General features: G+C 35.8%; 6 protein-coding genes. All 6 read left to right on the top strand.

Features of this window, described 5'->3' with window-relative positions:
• Positions 1–27 precede the first annotated feature (27 nt).
• On the top strand, positions 28–477 hold the full coding sequence (locus tag HMPREF9071_RS04900; protein ID WP_009745476.1) for a special sigma factor: 450 nt from the start codon (positions 28–30) through the stop codon (positions 475–477).
• A complete protein-coding gene (locus HMPREF9071_RS04895) occupies positions 470–1,261 on the top strand; it encodes a relaxase/mobilization nuclease domain-containing protein (protein ID WP_009745475.1) in 792 nt (263 codons plus the stop codon). Before HMPREF9071_RS04900 ends, HMPREF9071_RS04895 begins: the two co-directional genes overlap by 8 nt.
• Before the next feature lie 16 nt (positions 1,262–1,277).
• Positions 1,278–1,874 (top strand): hypothetical protein, encoded by a 597-nt coding sequence (locus HMPREF9071_RS04890; protein WP_009745474.1) that lies wholly within the window; start codon positions 1,278–1,280, stop codon positions 1,872–1,874.
• Positions 1,875–2,580: 706 nt separating this feature from the next.
• The gene (locus tag HMPREF9071_RS04885) at positions 2,581–7,020 is read left to right on the top strand and encodes a hypothetical protein (protein ID WP_040358031.1); all 4,440 of its coding nucleotides are present in this window, start codon (positions 2,581–2,583) and stop codon (positions 7,018–7,020) included.
• A 4-nt stretch (positions 7,021–7,024) separates the two neighbouring features.
• Entirely contained in the window at positions 7,025–9,076 is a 2,052-nt protein-coding gene (locus tag HMPREF9071_RS04880) for a fibronectin type III domain-containing protein (protein WP_009745472.1), read from the top strand.
• Positions 9,077–9,091: 15 nt separating this feature from the next.
• On the top strand, positions 9,092–12,397 hold a 3,306-nt coding region (locus HMPREF9071_RS12490), incomplete at its 3' end, for a fibronectin type III domain-containing protein (RefSeq protein WP_009745471.1).

The following is a 12,397-nucleotide window of genomic DNA, read 5'->3' as shown; positions in this document are numbered from 1 at the left end:
CATTAAAAAAACACAGATAATAAAAAAATGGAACAAGATTTTTTAACGAATTTCATAACAAAGATTCAAGAAGAACAAGAAGAAAAAAATGCACAAGAAAAAAGAAAAAATTATTTCAAAACTATTGGTAAAAAAGGTGGTTTAGCCAAGAAAAAATCTGCTCTTTTTTCTAAAACGATTTCTACAAAACTTACAGAAAAAGAATTCGAAACTCTCAAAGAAAAAGCAAAAAAACTAAACCTCAAAATTTCTAAATATGTTCGACTAATTCTAACGGAAAGAGAACTAAAAATTAATGAATTTAAAACAGATGAGGTACTTTTATCTTATGGAAATAACTTTAAGAGAATAAAAAATTTATTACGAAATCATGAATTTTCAAATTTGGAGAATAGAACTGAAATCATAAGAGAGATAGAAGAAGTTACTAAATCAATTTACAATTATTTATACCAAAATAGAATACGAGATGAATAATTCTGCAACTACAAGACGTATTTCTAAAATTGCTTTGCAATACAATGGAAATGACAAAGGAACAACTGAAATGGTATATTCCAGTAATTTGTTATCCGATACTGCTGAAAATCAATTCCAAGAAATGAAAGCTGTAGCTGACCGAAATAAAAATGTGAAAAATTGGGCTTTAACAGGATACATTTCTCCAGAGAGAAGTGACGAAAATGAAATTTCTAATGATGTCTTGGTAGAACTTACCTTAAAAGCTCTAGAAAAGGTTGGCGTTACAAAAGACAATCAAATTCGACTAGATATTCATAATTCTACAAAACACAAACATATTCATTTTGTAGTCAATAGAGTAAATACATATGGCCAAAATACCATAACGGCTCATAAAATAGGAGAATTATTTGGACAGGCTGTAAGAGAAATTTGTAAAAATATGAATCTTAAAACAGATGTAGAAATCAGTAAGGAAAAGAAAGAGAAAATGCTTGATAGTTTGCATCACTGTCTTAAGAAAGCTACTAATTTTAATGAATTAATTATTCAAATGGAGCAATTGGGATACAAAGTAATACTATCAGAAAATGTAAAAGTAGGTGTTTCAGGAATGCTGATTGTAAAAATCTCTGATATTAATACAGAAACAAAAAGGGAATATCCTGCTGGGTATAAACTCTCTGAAATTACTAATAAACTCAAAATAAAAGAAATAAAAGAAATTTTGGAGAAAAATAATTCAAACTTAATAAATGAAAAAGAAGAAATAAATAGATCCTACAAAAGGAAATTTTAAAACTAAAATAAAAAATATGAATACAGAAAATAACAAAATGGACAATGGTTTAGATTTGCTAAACAAAGTAATAAAAAGTAATGAAGATAATATAGAAAAACTAGCAAGTACAGTTTCTATTTATCAAGATATTTTAAATTTAGTAGGTGAGTTTGAAAGCTCATCTAGTTCACTAAATCATAGAATAAATAATTTTGAAACTTCATTTAAAGATATTTCTAAAAAAATTGAAAATACTACAAAATTTATTCCTAATAATATTAAAACAGATTTATCTGAAAATACACTTTCAAGATTAGAACATTTCGAGAAGAAATCCAAATCATTAAAATACTTATTGATAGGTAGTTTTGGTTTTTTAGGAATAGCTATTATTGTAATGTTTTTATCATTTTATCTTTCTAAGCAATGGTATAGCACAAGCATAAAGACCAAAGAAGAAATTAGAAGCCAAATTTTTAAAGAAATGAGAGCAGAAGGCAAGGAGTTTTATGATATAGAAGTATTTAATCAATTGAAAATGAATACAGATATTATCAACAAATGGATTGAGAAAAAACCGAAAGAAGTAAGAAATTTTTTGCAGTTTAAAGAGGGATATGAAGCAAGATAATTTTTTTAATCACAATTACATAGTTTTTTACCATTATTCACTTAAAATTAATAATTTTTCTTTTAAATAATTGAAATGTAGTTAATTATATAGTATTTTTGAGTCAACGGATTTGATTTCATACCTTTGCAGAGCATCATAAGATTCTGCATATACATCAAGATAAATTTGTTTTCACTTAGTTAGTCCCATTTCTTAACAGAAATCATTTTAATTATCTAGTTTGTAAGTATGAGGATGATAAGTATATGAAGTTCTTCTGATTTTGGAATCTGTTACTTACACTCATATTTGGCCAACTTAGTACTCATGAAAATCTTCGTGACCTGATAGTAAACTCAGTATCTCGTTGACTGATAAAACTCCTTTGAAAGAAATTTTTGACAAAACTATATTCAATAATGACAAGGAACGAAATAGTTCAAGTGAACCGCTATTATTTAATTTTGATTAGTATCATTTTTTTAGTGGACACTAATGATCAAACTTATGTTATATTATGTGAGTTTTAATAAGGAATAATACTCTTAAATAGGATATTAATAATTACGTATCTAAAAAACATTTCTATTTTTTCAAGAGAGTAACATTCTATAAAATATATATTACATTCTAATATTGTCCCCTCATTTGTTTTTTACACAAATATAGTTGTTTTTCAAAATAAATTGTTATTTTTGTAGCGCAAAAGAAACAACTTTTCATTATGAGAATAAAGAACTTCTATTTATTACTTTTGTTATTGTGTTCTATAAGTTTGAATGCACAGGAACAAGAAAATTTCATTTCCTTAGAAAAGAAAACTCATTGGGTAAATCAAATCCAAGATATTACAGAACTTCCTGTAGGTATTAGAGAGAATAAAAATGGGATAGAATATGCAATAATGGTTACTAAGGCTACTTTTTCTTCTAATGAAACAACTGTAAATATATATGCCCGTATTACCTTTCCCGATACCCAAGCACCATCTGGTAAACGTGAACTCTACTTCGGAGCTACTGAAATTCCTTTTTCATATGAAGGACAGTTAGTAGGTGATGTACACTTGTCATTATTGGGTGATATAACTCTTAGCAATACCAAAAACTGGTCGTTTTTACTCAAAGGAGGGAGAAATGTAAAAGGTCAAACAATGGATGACCAAACATACATAGAAATAAATTGTAATGGACTCAAAAAAATTGCTTTAAAAGGGATGATACGCATCTCTAATGAACTTATAGTGCCAGTTGATAGCCAATTACAACCTATCCCTAATGGTTATGTGGAAAGCGAAGTCGCTATAGAGGCTGAAGATTTTAACAACCTACTTGTAGAACTGAAACTTCCTGCTTTTGCTCTTACAAGGCAAATACAAAATAAAGACAAAGGAGCTTTTATATTTCACCCTGAGCGAATGGTCTTGGATATGAGTGACATCAACAATGCTCCAGCAATGGTATTTCCTAAAGGTTATGATGAGTATTTAGTAGCAGGGCAAGATAGCTGGCGTGGATTTTATATACAAGAGCTCACAGTTACATTGCCTGAAGAGTTTAAAAAAACAGGAGGGCGGGTAAGCTTAAAAGCGACTAACTTCCTTTTGGATGCCTATGGTTTTTCTGGAAGTTTGTCGGCAGAGAATCTCATCAGTTTTAAGGAGGGACGTACTTCAGAGGATAAGAAAAAGGGTTGGCAATATGCTATAGATCATATACAAGCTGATTTTGTAGCCTCTAAACTTACTGGAGGGGCTCTTTCAGGTGCTTTTCGTATTCCTATAGAAAAGGAAGATTCTCAAGGAATTCATTTTGATGGTAGCTTTTCTGAGGATAACTACATGCTTCGTGTTTCCTCCTTAGAATCTATCTCATTTGATATGTGGAATGCAAAAGCTGTTATCCTTCCTTCTTCTTATGTTGAATTACAAGTAAAAAACAAAGAATTTCTTCCTAAAGTAGTATTGGATGGTTCAATGATTTTAGATGCTCCTAAAGAAAATGAGAATCTTTACCGATTGGAAGGAGTTAAATTTCAAAAATTCACCTTACAAACACAAGCTCCTTACTTATCAGCTGAGTATTTTGGCTGTGAAGGAGAGCAGAAAATAGCAGGTTTTCCTGTGAGTATCAAAGATGTAAGTGTCGCTTTCAGAGAAGAACGAGCTCAATTACATTTCGGTATACGGGTAGGTTTACAAAAGGATAAATTTTCAGCCGAAGGTGATTTTAATATCTACGCTAAAAATACTGATGAACACTGGAGTTACGATAAGTTTGAAATTAATAGACTCAAATTAGAAGATGTAGATATAGTAGTAGCTAAAGTGAGTGGAGAGTTAAACCTAATGAAGAACGACCCAGTGTACGGCAATGGGTTTAAGGCAAAACTTTCAACCAAGATTACTTCTTTGGATGTAGATGTAAATGCTAATGCTGTATTTGGTAGTAAAAACTTTCGCTATTGGGGCTTTGAAGCTATGGTAGATGGACTAAATATCAACACCCAATACGTAAAAATAACAGGATTTATAGGAGGAGCGTATTACCAAATGCGTCCTTTGGGGAATCCTAAAGATAAAGAGGCATTAGAAGCCTTTTCATTAGTTCCCGATGAAAAGATAGGGTTAGGACTCAAAGCAGGAGTATTAGGAGCTTTTCAGGACAAAAGAGTGATTTCCTTTATAGCCTTATTAGACATTCAAACCTATAAAGGAGGAGGTCTCTCAAAGATTGGTTTTTATGGCAATGCAACGGTAATGTACGCTTTGCAAGATAAGCTATCCAATCCGTTTGCTACTGTACAAAAAGGCTTTGCTGACAATGTGCAGAAAGTGGTAAAAATGGAAGAGTTGGCTAAAAATGAGAAATACAAATATTTAGACAACTCAGGGAAAGCAGATATCCCTGATGATTTTACCATAGATGAAAGCAATGAAAGCAAAAAAGCACCTATCTTCGCTCAGCTAAATGTGAGCTACGACTTTGCTTCAAAAGCCTATCACTCTAATATGGAAGTATACGTGAATGTAGCTGGTGGAGTAATACGAGGAACTGGTAATAGTGGATTGGCAGGACGTGCAGTATTGCATATAGACCCACAAGATTGGTACTACCACTTAGGGACTACCCGTGAGATGATGGGATTACAAGTGGGCTTTGGAGATTTCCTAAATATCAAAGCGCAAACGTACTTTATGGTGGGTACCAAAATAGGTGAAGCACCTCAACCACCTGCGAAAGTAGCTGAAATACTAGAACTCAATCCTGATGAGATAGGGTATATGAAAAGTCTTAACCAGATCAAAGAAGGAAAAGGATTTGCTTTCGGTGCACATTTGAATTTTGATACCAAATTTGATGTAGGGTTCCTCTATGCGAGTTTTGCAGCAGGCTTTGGTTCAGACTTAATGTTAAAGAATTACGGCAATGCCCATTGCAAAGGCAGAAGCGGAGAACTGGGTATCAATGGATGGTATGCTAATGGGCAAACATATGTATATTTGCAAGGGGAATTGGGAATTAAGATAAAATTATTCTTTGTTCGCAAGCGTATTCCTATTCTTAGTGCAGGAGTTGCGGCATTGTTACAAGGATCAGGGCCTAATCCTTTTTGGGCAAGAGGTTATTTGGGAGGTTACTATAATGTACTTGGTGGATTGGTGAAAGGTCGTTTTCGCTTGAAAATGGAATTTGGAGAACAATGCGAATTGGCTAATGATCAAGTGTTAGGAGGTATGAAAATTATCTCAGATGTTTCTCCCTCTGATCGCAGTGAAGGGGTGGATGTGTTCCTCTCTCCACAAGCTACTTTCAACTTAGAGTTGGAGAAACCTATTGTAATTCCCGAAGACGACCGCGATCATACATATATTGTGAACTTAGAAAAATTTGAAGTGCTTGATGCACAAGGAAATACTATAGAGGGAAAACTAACTTATGGGAAGAGTCAGGATGAACTCAACTTTACTCCGAAAGAAGTACTCCCACCTCACCAAAAACTAAAAGCGGTGGTAAGTGTGAGTTTTAAAGAACTCAAAGGTGGAAGTTACCAAACTGTGATGGTAGATGGAAAAAAGGCTATAGAAACTGAGGAACGTAGTTTTACTACCGGAGGAGCTCCTGATTATATTCCTAATAAGAATATAAAATATGCTTATCCTGTCTTAGACCAAAAGAATTATTTTGTAGGAGAAAGTAATGAAGGATTTGTACAATTGAAACAAGGACAATCTTATTTGTTTGAAGATGCACATTGGAATACGCGCTTGTTTATAGATCCAGAAGGAGGAGGAAAAGGACAAGAGCTTACACCTACTTATCTAAAAGCGGAAAATAGAATTACCTTTACTATACCGAAGCTTTCTAAGGCTACTAAATATGGACTTTCTGTTGTAAGTTATAGTAAGCAAGGAACAAAAGTAAATACCACAGATAAAACACAGGAGAAAAAAAATAATGTAAAAGCCTCTGAAGGAAATTTTGATAAAGGAGAAGATGAAACTTCTTACACCTTTGAAAACAAAAAAGCACAAGCCAATGCCGATAGAGGAGGCTTTGAACGTTTGTCATACCATTTTGCTACTAGTAAATACGAGCGCCTGAGCGACAAGATGAAGAAGTTTGATACTCGACATTTGTGGATAAAATACAACTCGGCAGTTGTCTTACTTCAGAATGATATGAATACTGATGAACCTTTTGAAGAAATAGAACTCATAGGTAGTACTTATTCAGAAATACCACTTATAAAAGCTGAAGCTGTATTAGATGATAAGTTCGATGCTTTGTTTTCTAAATATCTATATAGTAATTCTCAAGGGCAAACATGGTTCAGCAGAGATACTAACACTGTAGGTTATCCTCCAAAAGAGGCTGTGATTGTTTTTCCATTCTACCCTGAAGAACTGAAATGGAATAGTTATGACATAAAACGAGTATTTCCTTATCGTTATGATGTACTTATGTATTATCAAAAAGACTGGAATGCACAACAATATTATTTAGCCAATCACTGGGATGAGTTGAAAAAAAATCCTTTGTACAAAGAGTTTATGGAACTCTATTTTCCAGTGCTTCCTACTAAGAACTACAAGGCAGTGTTAAAATATCGATTACCTAACGGGAAAATTACTTCCGAAACGCCTTACAAATATAAGTTTTAAGAAGATGAAACAAGTTTTATTCGTAATTGTATATAGTATTACTTTTCTTTCCTTTTCACAAGAAAATCCTTCTTTGCAAATGAGTAAAGAAGTGCGAAAAAGCAGCATTGCCTTGCGTTGGGCTGTAGACACTCCTGTAGCGTGGCAGAAAGCCAATAACATAGGTTTTCAGTTAGAGCGCACTACATATCTTCGAAATGGAAAAGTACTAACTACTCCTGAGACCAAAGTCTTAGGCACATTTAAGACTCCTCCGTTAGAGAAGTGGCAAGAATGGGTAGAAAAGAATAATAATGCAGCTATTATAGCACAAGCTATCTATGGTGAAACTTTTGAAACAGAGATTTCTAACAAACAGAACCCTATAGAAGGTATTGCTAATAAAGCACGTGAAATAGATGATCGTTTTTCTTTTGCACTGATGGCAGCCGATTTGGATTTTTCGGTAGCTTGTTTTGCTGGTTGGGGATATGTAGATAATGAGGTATTACCCAATGAAAGCTATCTCTATAAAGTAAAACTATTGCCTAATGATAAGCTTACTATAAAAGAAGGAGGCGTAGTAGTAGGGCTCAAAGATTTTCAAGAATTACCAGCTCCTTTTGATTTTAGAGCTCATTTTGAAGATCGGAAAGTAACTCTTATGTGGGACTATCAGACCCTTAATCAATTCTATAACTACTACTTTATTGAAAAAGCGGAAGGCGAGGCTCCTTTTGTTCCGATAACCGAACACCCTGTGGTGAATATGAATCAGAATAGTCGTTCTACAGCGATGATTTATGTGGATTCATTAGCACAGAACGATAAAGAATACCGTTATCGCCTAAGAGGGAAAACAATTTTTGATACCTATAGTCCATATTCTCAAGAGATAAGAGGGAAGGGAATTCAGGCAATTACACAAATAGCACAACTTACAGAGGTAGTTCCTATAAGTGAAAAGCAATATCGCTTGCATTGGGATTTCTCTAAAGAGAATGAGAATGAGATCACACATTTTTCGCTACTTCACTCTCCGAATGACAAGGTATATAAGGAGATAAAAACACCTATTGCAGTGGGAGAAAGGCAAGTTGTCGTGACTCCTACTATGCCCTCTAATTATTACAAAGTGCGTACTTATGGCAAGAATGGTACTACTTTTGATTCCTTTGCAATGTTGGTTCAGCCCAATGACGAGACCCCTCCTGAAAGAGTACAACAACTCACAGGAACTATAGATACTTTAGGGGTTGTAAGTTTGCAATGGAAAGCCAATACAGATGCTGACCTAATGGGTTATTATGTATTTAGGGGCAATCAAAAAGGTGAAGAAATGATGCGTATCACAGGTTCTCATATCACTAATACTTCGCTAAAAGATACTGTAGCACTCAAGAGTCTGAATACTAAAGTATATTATTGGGTAACAGCTATTGATTTTCGTAAGAATGAGTCTGCGCCCTCTGTATTGTTAGAACTTACCAAACCCGATAAAGTCCCCCCTACTACCCCTATTTTTATCGAGTATACTGATGATAAAAAAGGTTGGAAAGTCACTTGGCGTAAGAGTTTTAGTGATGATGTAAGTCAATATTTGCTCTATCAAAGAGAAAAAAGTACTACCAATTGGAAACTTATTCACTCTGAAAACCATAGCAAAAAGGAAACGTATACATATATCATTCCTCCTAATGTATCTGGAATATATGAATATACTGTACAGGCAAAAGACCATAGTAATAACTTCTCTGACTATTCACCTGTAATACAAATCATTCACCGACCCAAGAGTGATGATAGGGTACTGAGAGGACTCCAAAGCCGTATAAAAAAAGGAAAAGTTACTTTACAGTGGTTGCCTATAAAAGAGGACTTCAATGAGATGATGATTTACAAGGCTATTAACGGAGAAAAACCTACACTATGGCGTAGCTTTACTTCTCCTGTTACTTCCGTAGAAGATGCTGATGTGCAAATAGACAATATGTACCAATACTTTTTTAAAGTCATATTAAAAGATAACTCACCTACTCCTACAGAGAAAATAGAGGTGAAAATAATTAACAATTAATAATTCATAATTTCTATGCTTTTCCGTCGCTATATACTTCTTTTTCTAACCTTACTGAGCTTGAGTTTGCAAGGGCAGCAATACCCTGTGGATATACAAGTCTTTGCCACGCCTCCCTATCCACAGAGTCTCAGAGGGTATGCTGATACTTTCGAGGAGAAGCTACAAGCTCATTTTTTGCTCAAAGATCTCTCTACGGGCGGGCGTCCTTTTGTGCTCCGCCTCTCTCTTGAGAATTTCCAAGGGCAAGTCATAGCCCAAACACCTGACTATATAGCCCCTTACTTGGTAAACCTCACCCCAGGAGTACGCCGTACCCTCACCAATATCGATTTCAAAAGCCTACTGAAGTATGAGAACCTCTATGGTATCAACGAGAGTAGCTACAATGGTCTGCTTCCTGAGGGTACTTACTTCCTCTGTTTATCCCTATATGATTCGGCAACGGGACGCCCTGTTTCCAACAAAGGACGGGCAATGCTACAAGTACGTCGCTACGCTCCACCTATACCGACAATGCCACAAAAGGGAGAGGTACTCACCAAAAAGAACGCTTTTCAGCATATCGTCTTCCAATGGATGCCCCGCGATATAGCCCCCTTTATGCAATATGAGTTTACCCTCAAAGAAGTATGGGACTTGTCGTTAGTACCCGAAGAAGCCTTTATGACAGGCAGGTTAGTATACCAAACCCAAACCTATGCCCCTGCTTTGGCATATACCAATATGATGCCTATCCTTCTGGAGAATAAGCGCTATGTATGGCAAGTACGGGCTTTTACAAATAACCCCAATAACCCCAATGAACCATCTTATTTTAAGAATAATGGCAATTCCGAAACCTTTTACTTTGACTTAGTCTCTCATTGTGAAGCTCCTAAGTTTCTCACAGCGATAAGCGAAAGTACCTCAGCCCAACTGCGCTGGAGTGCTCAAGCGATGATGCCTAATCAAGAGTACCCATACAAGGTGATGTACCGCGAGAGGGGCAAAAGCTGGAAATCACAAAAGGTAAGTATGCCCAATGCCAAGCTCACCGGACTCAAGCGAGGACGTACTTATATTTACAAAGTGGGGGTAGCTTGTGGACTAAATGCCACTCATAGTAGTTCAGTATTTGGCCAGGAGAACTATATGTATAGCACCGAACAGGAGTTTACCACCACCGAGCAGATAGATCAGAAGAGCCAGGTGCAATGTGGAGTAAAACCAGAAGTACGCATCAAGAATACTTCCCCACTACAGGACAACCTGTATCCTAACACTACCTTTACGGCAGGTGATTTTCCGGTAACTGTACTCAACGCTACAGGTAGCAATGGTGTATACTCTGGCGAAGGTTATGTGAAGGTTCCTTACCTACAAGATACCAAGATAAAGGTAAGCTTTACCAATATCAAGCTCAACACCGAGCACCAACTCATAGAGGGAAAACTCGTAACCACTTATGACCAGACCGAGAGGAATGTACAGTTTGTACAAGAAGGTATAGGTGAGGTCTTTGGCGATAAAGGCAAGAAAGACCAAAAGATGCCTTTTGAGATAGAAAATGAAAACAATATACAAGTAGATAGTATCTCAGGGCGTATCACCATTACCGGTAAGGTAGACCCTAAGACTGGTATAGCACCCAAAGTAACGTTACCTAAGGGAAGAGACTATGTAATCACCGATAGTAAAGGGAAGGTATATCAGTTGGATGAGAGTGGTAAGGTAACTGCTCAAGGGACAAAAGAAGAAGGCACTCAGTTAGCCCAACAAGGCGGAAAAGGAGATAGCAAAAATCCGCCTATTAGCAACAAACATTTTAAGGTAGAATGGCTTTTCAACGATGAGTTAGCAAACGACACCACCGGTGAAATACCTTATAAAGCACTTGTAAAAGGCAAAACCTCCAGCTTTGAACTGCGCATACAACCCGCCGATACTACCAAATACGCTTTCTACTTTCATACCAAAGATGGAATAAAAGTAGATGCAGAAAGCAAGGGAGACGGATTATACAGAATCACACGTAAGGGAGCTTTCGACTTTGCGCAGGAAGAATTATGGGTCGTTGCCAAAGAAAAGAAAGACAAAAAAGGCAAAAAAGAAGAACTCATTGGTAAATGTGTTTTAGTACACCTCTCTCCTAAAGAAGTAAATGTAGCTTTGGTACCTACTCAAAGCGGACAAAACCTTCAAGAGGCAATCGCTCAAGTACAGCAGATATATGAAAAAGTAGGGGTAACACTACACATCACCACTGAACCCCCTTTTGACATTAACGACCAACTCAAAAACGGCACTTTGCCCACAGAAAACGAGTTTGGCGACCTTTCTACCTATAGCCCTGAACAAAATGCAGTCATCGCTAAATTTACAACCAAAAGAAAGCCCAAAGAAAACACTTATTACATCTTTTTGGTAAACGACGGCACTGGCGACCACGGCTATATGCGATTAGGAGGGCAATACGGCTTTGTATACAGCACCAACGCCCGAACCATAGCCCACGAACTCGGGCACGGCATCTTCAAACTCGAGCACCCTTTCAAAGGTAAAAATGCCGACAAAGGTAAAACTACTGCCCTGATGGATTACAATAAGGGGCAAGACTTCTTCTACCAGGACTGGAAACAAATCAACGATCCTAAAGTGAAGCTGTATGCCTTCCAAGGACAGAAAGAAGGGGAAAACCTTTTGCTAAAGAATTCTCCTATGATGGTACAGCGTTATATAGAATATTTTCGTTGTACCAAAAAACAAAAAGGAACTATTTACTCAGATGCGGATAAGACAGATGTATACGCTGAAGATATTACGATAGATGGTGTAAAATACGCAAAAATAGTTATTGAATTCTTAGGGAAAAACAATATAGAGTTTAAGAATCATTTCTCTCCGAAAGACTATCAAAATGATAAAAAAGAAATTCACAATCATTCCAAAGATAAATTAGTCATCACCTTTGGAGGAACTATCCGTTTCTCTATTTTTTCCAAAGATAGATTTCAACTAATCAGTTATCTATATAGTGATAATGATAAACATATAGAGCTTGTTAAGGGTATTCTTAGTGATATTTCTGCTTATAGAACAGAGGAAGGAGCCTTTGAATACATTAACTCATTAGATGTTTGTACGCTTTCATCTATTGATTTTGATACGATTAAGAAAGTTTTAAAAACCCTCACAAGCTCACAAACCTCTCTAACAGAGACGAAGGAAAAAGCAATTATCCGTATTTTGTCTTCCTTGAAAGAGCAAGACTTCCCTAAATTTATTGCACTGTTAAAAGAGGATAATTATAAGGTATTTAATAGACTATATACAGATTTA

This window comes from Capnocytophaga sp. oral taxon 338 str. F0234 (genome assembly GCF_000192225.1).
Lineage (GTDB): Bacteria > Bacteroidota > Bacteroidia > Flavobacteriales > Flavobacteriaceae > Capnocytophaga.
Note: the sequence above shows the minus strand (reverse complement) of the source record. Positions and strands in the feature narration are given on the sequence as shown.